Source organism: Flavobacterium sp. HJJ (genome assembly GCF_015351475.1).
GTDB classification, from domain to species: Bacteria; Bacteroidota; Bacteroidia; order Flavobacteriales; family Flavobacteriaceae; genus Flavobacterium; species Flavobacterium marginilacus.
This window is the reverse complement of record NZ_JADKPR010000035.1, coordinates 1-17693: the sequence shown is the minus strand read 5'-3', so window position 1 is coordinate 17693 and position 17693 is coordinate 1. Positions and strand designations below refer to the sequence as shown.

At 34.0% G+C, this 17693-nt stretch carries 15 protein-coding genes; 9 read left to right on the top strand and 6 right to left on the bottom strand.

Going from position 1 to position 17693, the window contains the following annotated elements:
* Positions 1–126: 126 nt before the first annotated feature.
* The 5 genes from IRZ80_RS19410 (at position 127) to IRZ80_RS19390 (ending at position 6157) form a co-directional block, all read left to right on the top strand.
* On the top strand, positions 127–669 hold the full coding sequence (locus IRZ80_RS19410; protein ID WP_194643778.1) for a DUF4199 domain-containing protein: 543 nt from the start codon (positions 127–129) through the stop codon (positions 667–669).
* 4 nt (positions 670–673) lie between these two features.
* Entirely contained in the window at positions 674–1630 is a 957-nt protein-coding gene (locus IRZ80_RS19405) for a glycosyltransferase family 2 protein (protein WP_194643776.1), read from the top strand.
* Positions 1631–1703: 73 nt separating this feature from the next.
* The gene (locus IRZ80_RS19400) at positions 1704–3431 is read left to right on the top strand and encodes a phospho-sugar mutase (protein WP_194643774.1); all 1728 of its coding nucleotides are present in this window, start codon (positions 1704–1706) and stop codon (positions 3429–3431) included.
* An 80-nt stretch (positions 3432–3511) separates the two neighbouring features.
* Positions 3512–5338 carry an ABC transporter ATP-binding protein gene (locus tag IRZ80_RS19395; RefSeq protein WP_194643772.1) on the top strand — a complete coding sequence of 609 codons (1827 nt, stop codon included), beginning with the start codon at positions 3512–3514 and terminating at the stop codon, positions 5336–5338.
* A 117-nt stretch (positions 5339–5455) separates the two neighbouring features.
* Positions 5456–6157, top strand: a complete 702-nt coding sequence (locus tag IRZ80_RS19390) for a DUF2971 domain-containing protein (protein ID WP_194643770.1) — start codon at positions 5456–5458, stop codon at positions 6155–6157.
* A 98-nt stretch (positions 6158–6255) separates the two neighbouring features.
* Here IRZ80_RS19390 and IRZ80_RS19385 read toward each other — a convergent pair whose 3' ends face one another.
* The 3 genes from IRZ80_RS19385 to IRZ80_RS19375 all read right to left on the bottom strand — a co-directional run bounded on the left by IRZ80_RS19385 (position 6256) and on the right by IRZ80_RS19375 (position 11249).
* Positions 6256–6981 (bottom strand): hypothetical protein, encoded by a 726-nt coding sequence (locus IRZ80_RS19385; protein WP_194643768.1) that lies wholly within the window; start codon positions 6979–6981, stop codon positions 6256–6258.
* A 98-nt stretch (positions 6982–7079) separates the two neighbouring features.
* The gene (locus tag IRZ80_RS19380) at positions 7080–9500 is read right to left on the bottom strand and encodes a TonB-dependent receptor (RefSeq protein WP_194643814.1); all 2421 of its coding nucleotides are present in this window, start codon (positions 9498–9500) and stop codon (positions 7080–7082) included.
* A 54-nt stretch (positions 9501–9554) separates the two neighbouring features.
* Positions 9555–11249, bottom strand: a complete 1695-nt coding sequence (locus tag IRZ80_RS19375) for a M23 family metallopeptidase (RefSeq protein WP_194643766.1) — start codon at positions 11247–11249, stop codon at positions 9555–9557.
* 483 nt (positions 11250–11732) lie between these two features.
* On the opposite strand from IRZ80_RS19375, the gene IRZ80_RS19370 reads away from it, so the two are divergent.
* The 4 genes from IRZ80_RS19370 (at position 11733) to rny (ending at position 14095) form a co-directional block, all read left to right on the top strand.
* Positions 11733–12023 carry a hypothetical protein gene (locus IRZ80_RS19370; protein ID WP_194643764.1) on the top strand — a complete coding sequence of 97 codons (291 nt, stop codon included), beginning with the start codon at positions 11733–11735 and terminating at the stop codon, positions 12021–12023.
* Positions 12024–12031: 8 nt separating this feature from the next.
* Entirely contained in the window at positions 12032–12325 is a 294-nt protein-coding gene (locus IRZ80_RS19365) for a cell division protein ZapA (RefSeq protein WP_194643762.1), read from the top strand.
* Positions 12326–12396: 71 nt separating this feature from the next.
* A complete protein-coding gene (locus IRZ80_RS21280; protein ID WP_410504286.1) occupies positions 12397–12624 on the top strand; it encodes an Rpn family recombination-promoting nuclease/putative transposase in 228 nt (75 codons plus the stop codon).
* The gene (gene rny, locus IRZ80_RS19360; protein ID WP_194643760.1) at positions 12533–14095 is read left to right on the top strand and encodes a ribonuclease Y; all 1563 of its coding nucleotides are present in this window, start codon (positions 12533–12535) and stop codon (positions 14093–14095) included. Before IRZ80_RS21280 ends, rny begins: the two co-directional genes overlap by 92 nt.
* Before the next feature lie 118 nt (positions 14096–14213).
* On the opposite strand, the gene IRZ80_RS19355 is transcribed toward rny, so the two are convergent.
* The 3 genes from IRZ80_RS19355 to IRZ80_RS19345 form a co-directional block, all read right to left on the bottom strand.
* Positions 14214–15593: a PAS domain-containing protein gene (locus tag IRZ80_RS19355; RefSeq protein ID WP_194643758.1), complete on the bottom strand. Its 1380-nt coding sequence runs from the start codon at positions 15591–15593 to the stop codon at positions 14214–14216.
* Between the two features lie 209 nt (positions 15594–15802).
* On the bottom strand, positions 15803–16699 hold the full coding sequence (gene xerD / locus IRZ80_RS19350; protein ID WP_194643756.1) for a site-specific tyrosine recombinase XerD: 897 nt from the start codon (positions 16697–16699) through the stop codon (positions 15803–15805).
* 269 nt (positions 16700–16968) lie between these two features.
* Positions 16969–17571 carry an outer membrane beta-barrel protein gene (locus IRZ80_RS19345; RefSeq protein WP_194643754.1) on the bottom strand — a complete coding sequence of 201 codons (603 nt, stop codon included), beginning with the start codon at positions 17569–17571 and terminating at the stop codon, positions 16969–16971.
* Between the last annotated feature and the right edge of the window lie 122 nt (positions 17572–17693).

Genomic DNA, 17693 nt, shown 5'->3' with positions numbered 1-17693 from the left:
AATTTACATTTATTTTTTAATATACAAACCTTTGTCTAACTTTTTTTATATGACCGTAAAAATCATTTTATACATGCCCATTATATTGGGAATTGTTATATTTGTGGATTAATTAAAACAGTCTCTATGGAAAATAATGTATCGCCAGCCAAATCTGGTGTTTTGTATGGTGTTTTATTCGGCGTCATAATGGTTTTAGAATTCGTAATTATGTACTTAGTTGGGATGAAATCATTAGTTAACACTAGTGTTGGAACAATTGTAAATATATCTAATTACATTTTACTGCCTCTTTTGTTCGTATACCTAGGCTGTACAAATTATAAAAAAAACATCAACAACGGTTTTATAACACTTAGTGAAAGTCTTAAAACAGGAGTATCTATAACTTTTATTGCTGCACTTGTGTACGCCGTTTTTAATATTATTTTTAATTACATTTTCCCTGAATTTATTGATGAAATGATATCTATCACAAAAGAAGGTATGCTTGCAAAAGACCCAAACATGTCAAGTGAACAGCTTGAAATGGGACTTTCAATGGTTAAAAAATTCATGAATCCCCTAATTGTTTTACCAGTAACATTAGTCATGTATTCTTTCTTTGGTTTGCTTTATTCTCTAATTGTTGGTGTAGTAATAAAAAACGAAAAACCACAAAGCTTCTAAATTAATGAATTTATCCATACTCATACCCCTTCTAAACGAAGAGGAATCCTTACAAGAATTGTACACTTGGATTATTTCGGTAATGAAATCTAACAATTACAGTTATGAAATCATTTTTCTGGATGACGGAAGTACAGATGAATCCTGGAATATTATTTCGGGATTTGCTGCTGAGAATCCTAATGTAAAAGGGATTCAATTCATGAAAAATTTTGGAAAATCACAAGCTCTGCACGCCGGTTTTGCTAAAGCAAAAGGCGATGTGATCATCACTATGGATGCTGATCTGCAGGACAGCCCAGACGAGATTCCTGAGTTATATGAAATGATTACCAAAGAAAAATACGACCTGGTTTCGGGCTGGAAAAAGAAACGCTACGATTCAGTTGTCGCCAAAAATATCCCTTCGAAATTATTTAACTGGGCTGCACGAAAAACATCTGGAGTTGAACTGAATGATTTTAACTGCGGACTGAAAGCCTATAAAAATGTAGTGGTAAAAAACATTGAAGTATCAGGCGAAATGCACCGATATATTCCTGTTTTGGCCAAAAATGCAGGTTTTGGTAAAATCGGTGAAAAAGTGGTACAGCATCAGGCAAGAAAATATGGTGAAACCAAATTTGGAATGGAGCGTTTCATTAATGGTTTCTTGGACTTAATAACGATTTGGTTTCTTTCCAGATTTGGAAAAAGACCGATGCATTTATTTGGCGCGATAGGATCATTCATGTTTATATTTGGTTTTTTCTCAGCTGGATATATTGGAGTTTCAAAACTGTATCATATGTATATGGGAATGCGCTACAGCCTGGTAACTAATAATCCTTGGTTTTACATCGCATTGACAACAATGATTTTGGGAACTCAATTGTTTTTGGCAGGTTTTCTTGGAGAGATTATTTTGAGAACCAAAAACAATGAAGAGCGTTATAAAGTATCGACTGAGGTGAATTTTTAAAAACCTCACCCCCAGCCCCCTCTCCCTCGAAGAAGAGGAGTAAAACAGATTAATAATTTAAACTAAATATATAATGCACATAGCACAAAACATTTTAGACGCAGTAAACGAATGGTTAACCCCAACGTTTGACAATGAAACTCAAGTTGCCATAAAAGAATTAATGACGACTTCCCCAAAAGATTTAGAAGAGAGTTTTTATAAAAATCTGGAATTTGGAACAGGCGGAATGCGCGGTGTAATGGGTGTTGGAAACAACCGAATCAATAAATATACGCTTGGAAAAAGCACTCAGGGTCTTTCCGATTATCTCCATAAAGTTTTCCCAAACCAGCCATTAAAAACGGTTATTGCTTTTGACTGCCGCCATAACAGTAAATCATTGGCAAAAATTGTTGCCGATGTTTTCTCTGCAAATGGTATACAGGTTTATTTATTTTCGGACTTAAGACCTACTCCAGAATTATCTTTTGCTCTTAAATATTTAGGCTGTCAATGCGGAATTGTATTAACAGCATCTCACAATCCTCCAGAATATAACGGTTACAAAGTTTATTGGGAAGACGGCGGACAGATTGTTCCTCCGCAGGACGGAGATATTATCAATACAATTGAAAAATTAAACTACAGCCAAATCAAATTTGATGCAAATGAAGATTTGATTCAATATATAGATGCAGAAGTTGATCAGGCATTCATCAAATCTACTATTGAGAATGCGAGTTTTGGAACATCACAAGAAGCAAAAGACAATTTGAATATTGTATTTACTTCCCTACACGGAACTTCTATTACTGCTGTTCCTGAAACTTTTGCACAAGCGGGATATAAAAATGTAAATATTGTTGAAGAACAAAGAGTTCCAAATGGTGATTTCCCGACTGTAAAATCTCCAAATCCTGAAGAACCGGAAGCTTTAACACTGGCATTAGCATTAGCAGATAAAACCAATTCGGATATTGTTATCGGAACTGATCCTGACTGTGACCGTCTAGGCGTTGCTGTTCGAAATAATGAAGGAAAAATGATTTTATTAAACGGAAATCAAACTATGATTTTGATGACCGCATTTTTATTGGAAGAATGGAAAAAAGCTGGAAAAATCAACGGAAAACAATTCGTTGGTTCCACCATTGTTTCTACACCAATGATAATGGAATTGGCTTCGGCTTATGAAGTTGGATTCAAAGTTGGTCTGACAGGTTTCAAATGGATTGCCAAAATGATCAAAGATTTCCCAGAATTGGAATTCATTGGCGGAGGTGAAGAAAGTTTTGGATATATGGTAGGCGATGCTGTTCGCGATAAAGATGCAGTTGCTGCCACTTTATTAATCTGCGAATTAGCTGCACAGGCCAAAGGTAACGGAAGCACCGTTTACAAAAAATTACTAGAATTATATGTAGAACACGGTTTTTACAAAGAACATTTAATTTCGCTTACTAAAAAAGGAATGGAAGGATTGGCAGAAATCAATAAAATGATGGTTTCTTTACGCGAAAATCCTTTGAAAGAAATCAACGGACAAAGAGTTGTAATGGTTGAAGATTACAAATCATCTGTTGCTAAAAATCTGTTTACAGGCGAAGAAGAAACTATCGATATGCCAAAAGCTGATGTGCTGATTTATTACACTGAAGATGGTTCTAAAATTTGTGCAAGACCAAGCGGAACAGAGCCTAAAATCAAGTTTTACATCAGTGTTAAAACAGAATTGGATTCGGTTGAAAATTTTGTAAAAGTTGAGCAGGTGCTGGACGAAAAAATTAAAAATATAATTACTGCAATGCAATTAAGCTAAAAACTATTGCTTTAAATAAAAACAAACCCGGCATTTTTATTAAACTGCCGGGTTTTAATGCCTAAATAACAACTTAAATAATGAGCAGTTTCAAAAAAATAGTTCCTTTCATATATCCATATAAAAAATATGTCTTCTTAAATATTTTTTTTAATGTATTGTATGCCCTTTTTAGCACTCTTTCTTTTGTGGCATTAGCCCCAATGCTTCAGGTATTGTTTGACAAAACAAAGAAAAACACAGTAAAACCTGTACTTAACAGCATTCTGGAAATTAAAGAATATGGCGAAAATTATTTAAGTTATTATATTACGACTACCAAAGAAACCCATGATTCTGGTTATGTTTTGTCCATCATGGTCGCTATTATTATTTCGATCTTTTTATTAAAAAACTTAGCCGATTATTTAGCTATGTTTTTTATCACTTTTTTACGAAATGGTGTTTTAAGAGACATGAGAAATGCTTTGTATAAAAAAACACTAGAACTGCCATTAGCTTTTTATTCTGAAAAAAGAAAAGGAGATGTTATTTCAAGAATTTCTGCCGATGTAAATGAGGTACAAAATTCATTTTTAGCCATATTAGAACTTATTGTAAAAGAACCTCTTACCATAATTTTTACTATAATTGCTATGCTGTTTCTTAGCCCTCAGCTAACCATATTCGTTTTTATTTTTATTCCAATCTCAGGATATATCATTTCATTGATTGGAAAGCAGCTTAAAAAACAATCAACAAAAGCGCAGCAGGAACAAGGTACTTTTTTGTCAACTATAGAAGAAACTATCGGCGGATTGAAGGTCGTAAAAGGGTATAACTCTGAAAACTATTTCAATACCGTTTTTCAAAATTCAACAGAACGCTTTTTTTCTTTATCAAACGGCATTGGCAATCGCCAGAACTTAGCATCACCTGCCAGTGAATTTATGGGAATTACTGTAATTGCCATATTACTTTGGTACGGAGGTCAATTAGTTCTAATTGATAAAACTTTAGAAGGCGCTACCTTTATTGTCTACATGGGACTAGCTTACAACATTCTAACTCCTGCAAAAGCAATTTCCAAAGCTTCATACGGAGTAAAAAGAGGGAATGCTGCAGCAGAACGTGTTTTAGAGATTTTAGATCAGGAAAATACAATAACCAGCAAAGATGATGCGATAGAGAAAAACACTTTCGATTCGGAAATTGCAATTCAGAATATCAATTTTAAATATGAAGATGAAAACGTTCTAAAAGATTTTTCACTTACAGTAAAAAAAGGACAAACTGTTGCTCTTGTGGGACAGTCCGGAAGCGGAAAAAGTACTATTGCTAATTTACTGACCCGTTTTTATGATGTTCATGAAGGAACGATTTCGATTGACGGAATTGCAATAAAAGACTTGAATCTGCAGTCCCTACGCGGTTTGATGGGACTGGTAACCCAAGACAGTATTTTATTTAATGACACTATCAAAGCAAATATCGCTTTAGGAAAACTGGACGCATCCGATGACGAAATTATAGAAGCTTTGAAAATTGCCAATGCTTATGAATTTGTCCAAGATTTACCTCTTGGAATCTATACCAATATTGGCGACAGCGGTAATAAACTTTCCGGCGGTCAAAAACAAAGACTTTCTATTGCCCGTGCTGTACTAAAAAATCCTCCGATTATGATTCTGGATGAAGCTACATCTGCTTTGGACACTGAAAGCGAAAAATTTGTACAGGTGGCGCTCGAAAATATGATGCAGAACAGAACTTCGATCGTGATCGCTCACCGCCTTTCGACCATTCAAAAAGCAGATAAAATAGTGGTAATGAAAAAAGGAAAGATTGTAGAGCAGGGAACTCACGAAGAACTCATTGCAATGGATGGCGCATATAACAAATTAGTGACGATGCAGTCGCTGGAATAATCTAGAAGTTTTAGAATTGTTTAAGGACTTAAAAATTCAATATCGTTTAAAGCTTAAACGGAAATTAACTTTAAACGTTTAAACCTCTTAAACCTCAACAATATTAGATTTATAATTATGTACCTCAACAATCCCAACATAAAACTTCCGCAAGATCCAGATACCATCGTATGGAAATATCTGGACTTGTCGAAGTTTTTGGATTTATTGCTTTCGCGAAAATTATTTATGTCGCGTTCGGATAAATTTGAAGATCAGTACGAAGGTACTTTTAGCGAACCTACATTTGAGGAAATCAAGAAACTCTCTATAGACAATCCTGATTTTCTAAATTACTACAAAACACATCGGGAGAAAGTAGCTGTAAGCAGCTGGCATATCAATGAATACGAATCCTTTGCCATGTGGCAGATTTTTACCCAAAACAGCGAAGGACTGGCCATACAATCTACAGTAAAAAGGCTTCAGGAATCACTTCATCCCGAAAACAATTACAAACAGTATATCGGTGAAGTCAATTACATTGATTACAAAAAAGAATATATTCCGTTTGACGATATGTTTTTCCCTTTTCTGTTCAAGCGAAAAAGTTTTCAGTACGAACGTGAAGTCCGTATCATTACTGATGTAACCGACAGTAACATCAAATTAAATGACGGTTTGAAAATTAATGTCGACATCAGCCAATTGATTGAACGAATCTACATTCATCCAAAATCCGAGAATTGGTATAAAAACCTGGTGATTCAACTGGTAAAACAGCTGGGGTTTGATTTTCAAATCGAAAAGTCAGATTTGGAAAGCGATATTTTGATTTAGATTTTTCGACACTAATTTTTTTTACAATTAAGATATTAAGAAAAACGAGACTTAATTTTCTTAATATCTTAATTGTAAAAAAAATTAACGGTGAAAATTTAAATCGGATTATAACTCTCCACTTTCCAGTCTTTATTTGTCAAATCGATGTAATTGTAGTGCACCACATCTTTACTGTCAAATTTTCCGTTTTTATTAGTATCCTCAACAGTTCTAAAATACAGACGTTTTTGGGATTCAATCAAATCCCAGTCAATAAGTTCTTGAAAATCTGGTGAAACTTTGGTGAAATTTTCTCCACTGCTATCGCTCAGGTACAAAGTCGTAATATCACTTACATCTAACTTCCCATCTTTATTGGTATCCATATCCATCATCGAATATACCATAATCTGTCTCTTGATTTTAGCTGAAACATCTTTTAGGTAAGTCGCGGTCTGAATTAAAACAGGTTTGTCCGTCAGCGCTTTTATCGAATCGGAACCTATTTTTTGAAATTTAAGATTCTGCAGATAACCTGTAATTTCATTCTCCGAAGCATTTGATATCGTAAAACTCACATCATTCACACTCGAAGAACCATATTTGGTTTTTGGCCCTTTTTCATACACGTTCAAATCTCCCACGGGATGAATCAAATAATTGGTTCCTTCCATTTGTATTGGCAGATCGGCAATTTTTATTTGAGCAGAATCAACCTTCACAGGTCCTTTTGCCACTTTTGACGCATCATAACTCACTTTCGGTTTTTCAACATCTTCTTTTTTACAGCTTGCCAAAAGCAAAAGTGAAATCCCAATAAAGGCGAAATGTGATCCTCTCATAATATTTTACTATTTAAAATAAACTCAAATGTAATCATTTTTAAAAAAGCGAAAAAAATATACAGCAGATTTATTCGGACGAACCGCCGTAAAACTGATTACAATCTTACATTCAGCTTCAAGTTAAAGACCCGTGTGGTCATATAATTCGGAATTGCATATTCTGTTTTAGTATATACATCGCGAACCCAAGTATTCGTAATCGCATTTTGATTATTGAAAAGATTAAAAATTTCAAAACCCAGTGCCAATTCTTTAAAATTCTTAAAAAACTTTCTGTTGGACATACCACCTTTCTGATCTATAAATACTTTGGAAAAACCAATATCAGCACGGCGGTAATCCTTCAGTCGGTTTTGGTACAAATACGGATCAGCATAAGAAGGCGAACCTCCCGGCAGTCCTGTATTGTAAACCAAATTCAGATACAGTTTCAGGCTTGGAATCTTTGGCATATAATCCTGAAATAAAAGTCCAAATTTCAGCCGTTGGTCAGTTGGTCTGGCAATATATCCTTTATTATCAATATTCTCTTCAGTTTTCAGATACCCAAAACTAATCCAAGAATCGGTTCCCGGAACAAACTCACCATTGAGCCTTAAATCCAAACCCTGCACATAAGCCACAGCGCTATTATTGGCGGCATATCTTATTCTGACATTATCAACCGTATAAGGATTTACATCGGTCATCGTTTTATAATAGGCTTCAGTAACCAATTTAAAAGGGCGTTCCTTTATTTTGAAACTATATTCATTTCCTAAAACTACATTAAGTGATTTTTGTGCTTTGGTATCAGGCTGGACTACACCATCATAATCTCTTAATTCTCTATAAAATGGAGGCTGGTTATAAACGCCTATAGTTAGCCTGAAAAGCATTTCTTTTTTCCAATCCGGCTTTATGGCAAATTGTGTTCTTGGGCTAAAAACTGTCTGAAACTTACCGTTTAGATTGTCTCCCGAAACTTCCCAGCTTTGCGACCGCACACCTAAATTGTACCAAATCTCGTTTGACCCCAGATTATCCTTTCTACCCCATTGTGCATAAGCCGAAAAACGGTCAATGTTAGTAAAATTAACTGCTTTTACTGACTGATATGGAATTAACAGTCCTGAATAAGGCTGATACGGTTCATCATTTTTAGGCAGAACAATTGGCGGTCTTATCGAAAACCCTGCCGAATCAATCACTTCCCATTCTGAAATCCGGTCACGGATGGATTCTCTGGTATATTTAACTCCCCATTCAATTTGATTTTCTTTCCAGTTATTTAAGCCTTTTACTTCTAAATTAGCGATTAAAGCATCCAGATCATTACGGGCATGATTCAGCTGAGAGCCTATTCCTCTTGAAAACTGAATATCACCATACGTATCAGAACCGATATTTGTATCCACTTCGCCTAATCTGTACTGAGCATAAATATCAAAATATTCCTGTTCAATAGTATGAAAAACAGATCCAATAAATTTCAACGAAAAGGAATCATTCACCTGATATGCTGCTTTTAAAGCACCAAAATAAGTATTATACAAATCTTTCTCCTTACCCTGATAATAAACCGAAAGCGCCATAGGCTCATCAACAGTACCAAAATTAGTCTGGCGCGTAAGCGGTTCATATAAATATTTATTTTGAGAAATATTCCCTAAAAAACTCCACTGCCATTTGGCAGAAGCCTGAAAATTTATATTCGTTTGTATATCTGCAAAAACCGGCTTATAATTTGTCTGTGTTTCCTGACTATCTACAAGAAGGCTGTTATTCCTATATCTGATTCCAGTAATTGCAGACCATTTTTTATTTTTGGAAACAGCATCAAAAGCCAGACTTCCTCCTAAAAAACTCATTTCCAGCAACGCTCCAAACTTTGCTGGATTTCTATAAGTGATATCCAAAACGGAAGACATTTTATCACCATACTTTGCCTGAAAACCTCCTGCCGAAAAATCAATATTCTGAACCAGATCAGTATTGACAAAACTTAAACCTTCCTGTTGTCCTGAGCGTATCAAAAAAGGCCGATACACTTCGATTTCATTGACATATACCAAATTCTCGTCATAATTTCCGCCACGAACACTGTACTGCGTACTCAGTTCATTATTGGAATTTACGCCTGGTAATGTTTTCAGAACGTTTTCAATACCAGCATTTGCACCAGGAATAAACCGAATATCTTTAGCTTCGAAAGTAAGAATCCCTTGAACCAGTTTCTTATTATTATTGATAATGACTTCCCCCATTTGTTCCTCCTGATCATTCATATACATGTTAAAGACATATACTTCATTGGTCTGCAGCGAAACTTTTAGGCTGGCTTTTTTTAAAGAAACATGAGTAAATTCGACAGTGACATTTTGATTAGATGGAATAGCAATCTGATAAAATCCCTTTTCATTAGTTTGAGTGCCATTATCACCGCAGATAACATTTACGCCTTCAACAGGAACATTTTTTTTATCCAGAATAACTCCTTTTACAAAAGCCGTCTGAGCAAATGAAATCATTCCCATCCACAAAAAAACAAAACAACACAGGGTTTTAAAGATATTCAATTGGTTTTAATTTTACTGTTTTTTATTTCGTAGAAAATGCGTCTCAAAGGTAGCAGAATTACCTACATTATCAACTACAACTACTTTTAATTCATTATCGCCTTCAGCAGCAATTCCGTCACTGAAATAATGTGTCAAAAGATTGGTCTTATTATCATATTCCATTAAAATCCATTTCCCATTCAGGTAACCGTTATAGGATTGTATTCCAGATAAACCATCCGAAATACGAACCTGAAGAACCTTTTGATCATCCAGTCTTTTGCCCTCAATAGATTTTGAAATACTAATCACAGGTGCAACAGTATCCAAAACCAATTTGTACTGTCCCAAAGTCTTTACTCTCGTTTCATAAACATTATTTTTTTCTCGGGTCGTATTATAACTTACCCCATTACCAGATATTCTGCCTATAAAAACTTTGTCTTTATTATTTACATAACTGCTGTTCTCCATCGTAATTGTAAAATTAGTATGCGCTGGAACAGTATCGTCATGTGCTGTCAGTACATTATTTTTTACATCAAAATTTAAATCAAAATCATTATAGAATGTTCCTGCAGGAAAAAAAACAGAACATTTGTCTTTTTCAAAAAAACAGTCTTTTGAAGCTTTCACAACATAATTTGCTGCAGCTGGTTCTTTTTCGATTACTGTAGAAAGAGAATCATATTCGACTGGAATGGAAATTGTTGTTTTATTGCCATAATAATCAGAAACAACTAAACTGCATACATTAGATAAATTTGGAGACGGCATGATAACACCTTTAGACTCATCACTTTTTATAATACTCAGATTATAAGGCGGATTCATAAATAGCTTTTGAATCCTCTGACCAGTTTTTTTATAAAATGAATAATCAATAAGCGCATTTACATAACGCATTTCATCAAAGGCATAAGTATTAAATTGATATCCGAAAATAGATTTTCCATTATTAGACAAGTCCACATTAAAAACACCGTTTTTATTAAACGATACATCATCATAATCAAAAGTTGCAATTCCAAAACCAATCTTTCCATTAGCCGACACTTTATCTGCCAGATACGTTCCGTCTTTTTGCAGTGATAAATTAACCGGGATACGCCGCTGGGCATGATTGACCGTTGTTTTTGAATCCAAAGGATAAACATACAGATTGGAAACTATCGGTTTCTTAGTATCCTGCATCAGAACATCAAACCCAAAAAACATCGGATTGATTATTTTCTCCGACTTTGTATCTCTAAATTCAAAATGCAGATGCGGCCCTTCAGATGCTCCTGTATTACCAGAAAGAGCTATAAGCTGTCCTTTTTTAACAGGCAGCTGATTGGGCATAAAATACATCTCAATCTCAAAAGACTTCTCTTTATAATGTGTATACTTTATAAAACCTTCAATAGAATCTGTTGCTCTCTGCAAATGTCCGTACACCGAAGTAAATCCGTTAGGATGATCGATGTAAATTGTCTTTCCATTACCGAAAGTAGAAATTTTAATTCTGGAAACATATCCATCAGCCACCGCATATACGTTTAAACCCTCTTTTTGAAGGGTTTTCATGTCAAAACCAGCATGAAAATGATTAGGTCTCAATTCCCCGAAATTCCCCGACAGTTTCAGCGGAATATCAAGAGGCGGACGAAAGTAATCTTTAGGATACTCAGCCTGAGCAAAAAGAACAGCAGAAAATAGAAATAAAAAAAAGGAAAGTTTCATATGCAGTTATAAATCATTTTTAATCGGTCATCCGAAATTAAAACCAATTTCCAAATCCCGTTTTCACAAAACTGTATTAGGGTTTTACAATCCGTTTATATTTCTCTTCATACCCTGTAATACATTTTTGCTAAGATAAAAAAAGCAAGCAAAACCCACAAATCAGATTGCCTTTATTAATTTTCAGGAGCAAAAGAATAAGGCATTTTAGGAAGTATGGAACCTGCTCTGCACTATATCTTTGCTTTTCTAAAGAAAAAAAGCAAAGGATGCCGTTTCGATCAGGGCTAAAAAGTAAATATCAGGCATTTTTGGAGACAGCCGCATCTACATCTAAATCCAATTGAAAGGCAAAACTTAACAAAAACACAACCAACTGATTACCAGTACATTGATTATTTTAATATAAAAAAACCAATAAAATATTGCATTAATAAAAAGGAATACTAACTTTGTAAGATTAAGTAATGAATAGGAATTATAATGAGTGTGATTGCAGAAATAATTGATACTCTTGAAAATAAGATTGGAAAACTTTTTTTAAAAATTAAAAGTTTAGAAAAAAACAATCAGGAATTACATAAAGAGTTGAAGAATGCTGCAGTGTTAATACAAAACCAATCCAAAGAGATTGAAGCTTTAAAAGCACAATTAGAAACACTCAAAATAGCCAATACATTATTAGGCAGTGACGACAATAAAAGAGATACAAAGCTTAAAATAAATTCAATAATTCGTGAAATTGATTACTGTATAGCACAGCTGTCAGATTAGTGAAAAAAATGGACGAAAAGCTTAAAATTAAAATATCAATTGCAGACAGAGTTTACCCATTGACGGTAGATTTTGCACAGGAAGAAGGACTTAGAACCGCTTCCAAAAAAATTGATGCGATGATTAAGCAATTTGAAGAAAATTATGCCGTGAGAGACAAACAGGATGTATTGGCCATGTGCGCCTTACAGTTTGCTTCTCAAGCTGAACAAAAACAGATTGACAACACCATAAATGGAGAGGAAACCATTGAAAGATTAAATAAAATCAATTTGCTTTTAGACGAATATCTCGAAAACTAAACGTTCTTTACATAGACTAAGATACTGCCTACATTAGTTCATATTGGTAAACTCAACACTAACAATTTAGAATGAGCGAATCATCACTACTAGAGCATGCCACGCTTCGGCGAGGAAACTTGAACAGTGAGTTAGCTCAAAACTTGTCTTTTCGAGTTTATACAACTTCTAATGTAGGCTTTTTTTATATATTAATTTTTAACAAACATGGACATCATAACAATAATTATTTCAGGAATTACAGGTATTGCGCTAGGATTTGGCATCGCCAAAATCATCGAAAAAAGCAACATCTCTAATTTGATTAAAAGTGCTAAAAAAGAAGCTGCTTCGATACTAAAAGACGCCAATCTTGAGGCTGAAAATATCAAAAAAGACAAAATCCTTCAGGCAAAAGAAAAATTTATTGAATTAAAAGCAGAGCACGAACAGGTAATTCTGGCTAGAGACAAAAAAGTAGCCGAGGTAGAAAAAAGAGTGCGCGATAAAGAATCACAGGTTTCAAATGAATTATCAAAAGCTAAAAAAGTAAATGATGATTTTGAAAACAAAACTGCCGAATACAATTCTAAAATCGACAATTTAGAGAAAAAACAGCAGGAAGTTGACCGTCTTCACAAAAGCCAGTTACAGCAGCTTGAAGTTATCTCTGGATTATCTGCAGAAGAAGCTAAGGAACAGCTTGTTGAAGGTTTAAAAGCTGAAGCAAAAAGCAAAGCAATGTCGCATATTCAAGATACAATTGAAGAAGCTAAACTAACCGCACAGCAGGAAGCCAAAAAAATCATCATTAACACTATTCAAAGAGTTGGTACTGAAGAAGCAGTAGAAAACTGCGTTTCTGTTTTCAACATTGAATCAGATGATGTAAAAGGTAGAATCATTGGACGTGAAGGAAGAAATATCCGTGCACTTGAAGCAGCAACTGGTGTTGAGATTATCGTTGATGACACACCGGAAGCGATCATCCTTTCTTGTTTTGATCCTGTACGAAGAGAAATTGCCCGTTTGGCTTTACATAAATTGGTTACAGACGGACGTATCCACCCTGCGCGTATCGAAGAAGTTGTTGCCAAAACAACCAAACAGATTGATGACGAAATCATTGAAGTAGGAAAACGTACTGTTATCGATTTAGGAATCCACGGATTACACCCTGAACTGATAAAAGTAGTAGGAAGAATGAAATACCGTTCTTCTTACGGACAAAATTTACTACAGCACTCCCGTGAGGTTTCAAAACTCTGCGGTATCATGGCTGCTGAATTAGGATTAAACGTTAAACTTGCTAAAAGAGCAGGACTGCTTCACGATATTGGTAAAGTGCCGGATGCAGAAAGTGATTTACCTCACGCTTTATTAGGTATGCAGTGGGCTGAAAAGTATGGTGAAAAAGAAGAAGTATGCAACGCTATCGGTGCCCACCACGATGAGATAGAAATGAAATCATTATTATCACCTATCGTTCAGGTCTGTGATGCAATTTCAGGTGCAAGACCAGGTGCAAGAAGACAAGTTTTGGATTCTTACATCCAGCGTCTGAAAGATCTTGAAGAAGTTGCTTACGGATTCAGCGGAGTGAAAAACGCGTATGCAATCCAAGCCGGAAGAGAGCTTCGTGTTATTGTAGAAAGCGAAAAAGTTTCTGATGAAAATGCCGCTAATTTATCTTTTGAAATTTCACAAAAAATTCAAACCGAAATGACATATCCTGGTCAGGTAAAAGTTACTGTAATCAGAGAAACCAGAGCGGTAAATATTGCAAAATAACAGTTGCCTTTTTTAAGATTTAGAAAAGATTGAAATACAAAAAAATCCAAATTCCAATAATAAATCGGAATTTGGATTTTTTATTTTGAAATAAAACTAAAAGACTATTTTAGAACGATTAAACCTCCTTTTTAAAATAAATCTTAAAAGTTGTTCCAAAATTAAGAGTACTTTCTACCTCAATTTTACCGCCCATATTTTCAATTTGATTCTTTGTCAAATACAGACCTACTCCTCTTGCATCATTATTTCTATGAAATGTTTTATACAATCCAAAAATAGAGTCTTTATGTTTTTCTAAATCGATTCCTAATCCGTTGTCTTTTACATTCAGAACAACAAAATCATTATTAGGCTCTGTAGTAAATATAATTTTTGCATCCTTATTTGGATCAGAATATTTAACAGCATTCGTAACTAAGTTTAACATGATACTCTCTAGATAAGCAGGAATACAAAGTACTTTTACCGAACTTGGAACATAATTCAAAACCTGAATTCCTTTCAGCTTAATAGATTCACACAGTACATCCAATACTTTATCAATAAAATTATTCATTTTCAAAAGCTGCATATTATCTTCTCTTTCTGTATAAATACTTACTAAGTCATTCAGGTTTTCAATAGTCGAAAACAATTCATCTGAAACAATCTGAATATTGCTTAAGGTATCAGATTCCGACAAGAGTGCTTCTTTATGCAGATCCAGTAATGATTTTATATTACCGCTGTGCGTTCTTAAATTATGAGAAACAATATGTGCAAAATTTAGCAGTTTATTATTTTGAGTATTTACAATTTCGAGCATTTTGGCAAGCTCAATTTCTTTTTCTTTTTGTTCAGAAATATCAGTGTGTGTACCTACAATACGTAAAGGCTTCCCTTCATCGTCTCTTTCAATAACTTTTCCTCTGTCCAGAATCCATTTGTATTTTCCTGAACACAGAACTCTGTGACAGGTTTCGTAGAACGGAATTTTGTTTTCAAAATGCAGATTGATATTTCCATAATATTCTTCACGATCATCAGGATGTACTCTCTCATCCCATTCCTCTGGTGAAGCAACTAAATCTGACTCTGTTAATTCCAGTATCTTCATCGATTCCGAAGAGTAGTATACTTTATTAGTAATTAAATCCCAGTCCCAAACTCCACGATCAGAAGCCTGCACCGCAAAATGATATCTTTCATCAGCAACTTTTAATCTGATTTCCTGCTCCTTCACAATCGTTATATCCGAAATTAATCCATAAAACACTACCTCGTTATGATCATTCTTTTTTGGTGTTGCATCAATACGAATCCATTTATAACCACTTTCAGGCATTAGCAGTCTAAAATCGACATCCCATTTTTCATTACCTGAAATAGCTTTTTCGTATGAATCCAAAAACATCTTTAAATCTGGCTCATAAATTTTATAGTTGGACAAATTATAAGAGTCTTCAAGAAATTCCTGTATCGAAAATTCGTCAAGAATCTCAATTGGTTTGCTCAAAAAATCAACTGTTATTTGTTTAAGAGAATTTACCCTTATCTGAAAGATTATATTAGGAAGCTGTTTTATTAAACTTTCATATAATTTATTTAAATCTTCTGGGGTTTTATTGGCTGTAAAGATCATATTCTATAAACTTCTTAAAATAACTGCAAAAATATTGAAACTTAAATGATATTATTACAAAAAGAATATATTTATTATAAAAATTACTTTCTTGGATGATAGGTATTAATAACTTCGGTTAAATATTTTCTATCCAGATGCACATAAATCTCAGTAGTGGTAATAGATTCATGACCAAGCATTAATTGTATGGACCGCAGATCGGCTCCGTTTTCTAACAAATGAGTAGCAAATGAATGTCGGAAAGTATGTGGGCTGATTTTTTTATGCAGATTGATTTTCACAGCCAGATCTTTAATGATTGTAAAAATCATTGCCCGTGTCAATTGTTTTCCTCTTCGGTTTAAGAACAAAGTGTCATCAAACCCTTTTTGAATAGTAAGATGAACCCTTACTTCACTTTTATAAATCTCGATATATTTTTGAGTTAAATCCCCAATAGGAACAAAACGCTGTTTATTCCCTTTTCCGGTAATCTTAATAAATCCTTCTTCAAAAAACAAATCGGATATTTTTAGGGCTACTAATTCGGAAACCCGAAGTCCGCAGCCGTATAAAGTTTCTAATAAAGCTCTGTTGCGTTCCCCTTCATTAGAACTCAAATCAATTGCCGAGATAAGCGCATCAATTTCCTCTACGGCCAAAGTATCAGGCAGTTTCCGTCCTGTTTTTGGAGATTCTATTAATTCCAATGGATTATCTTCTCTATAATCTTCAAATATTAAATAAGAGAAAAAACTTTTCAGTCCCGAAATTATTCTCGCCTGAGATCTCGGATTTACTTCTTTGGAAACCGCATAAATAAACTGCTGTAAAGTTTCCTCTTTGATTGTAATTGGTGAAACTGAAATCGAATTTTGATTTAAAAACAAGCAAAGACGCTCAATATCAAATGAGTAATTATCAATTGTATTTTTTGACAAACCTCTTTCGATTTTTAAATAAGACTGATAGCTTTTTAGATATGATTTCCAATTCATAATGACAAAGTAAAGCTATTTTAACGCATAAAAAAACCTCCCGATTCACGGCATTCGCTTTTAAAAGTTTCTGACACGAATTACACTAATTTGCACGAATTAAGATTGCTGTTTAATTACACAAAACATTCGAAACTGTAAAAAGTTGTAAAATTTGATTTCAATTTTGATAAGAATTAATGTTAATTGGTGAAATTCGTGTTTATCTTTTTTTAAATGCGAATGCCCTGCTCCCGATTAAAGAGGCTAAATATGCTGTAATCTTCACATTACCATTTGTATAATAATCCGAATTTTGGCTGTGCAAAAATATTATTAAACAAGTTCACATTGATAACTAAATCACTAGTGCTATCACCATCCTCTGGGCTCACATTATTATAACTCAGTACTTCGGCCAAAGTAAAAGTTGCTGCCCATTTTGGAGTAAAAAAATAGTTAATCCCTAAATCAATATTCGCCTTGATACCATTGCTTACATTTGAGGTACCGCTAACATAATCCATTTTTGAATGATTATACCCCAAACCAGCTTCACCATAAGCTTTAAAATTTCCTAAACTCAAGAAATAATATCTTGCAAATCCTCCAATTCCAAATGAATTTGATTTATCATAACCGTTTCCATTTGACAGATAAGAAACAGATGAATAATTGATGTCTGCTCCTACAGCCCACTTTTGATCCAAAAAAAAACCTACTTTTGGAGTCACAGCAAAATAATCATTACTGGAATCTCCAGTAGTCACGCTAATTCCGCCTTCAATCCACATATCTCCTTTAGAAAAAGTTGCTTTTGGCATTGTTGTCTCTTGTGCATTCGCAAAATTAATTGCAAAAACCGTTACTAATAATAAAAATTTCTTTTTCATTTTTTTGTTTTATTTGTTAATACAAATCCGAATGTACGAAAAAACATCTGTTATTATATTAACTAAAATGTACTTTAACAATAACACTTAGTCACTGAAAATTAATTTTAAACTACAAAAAA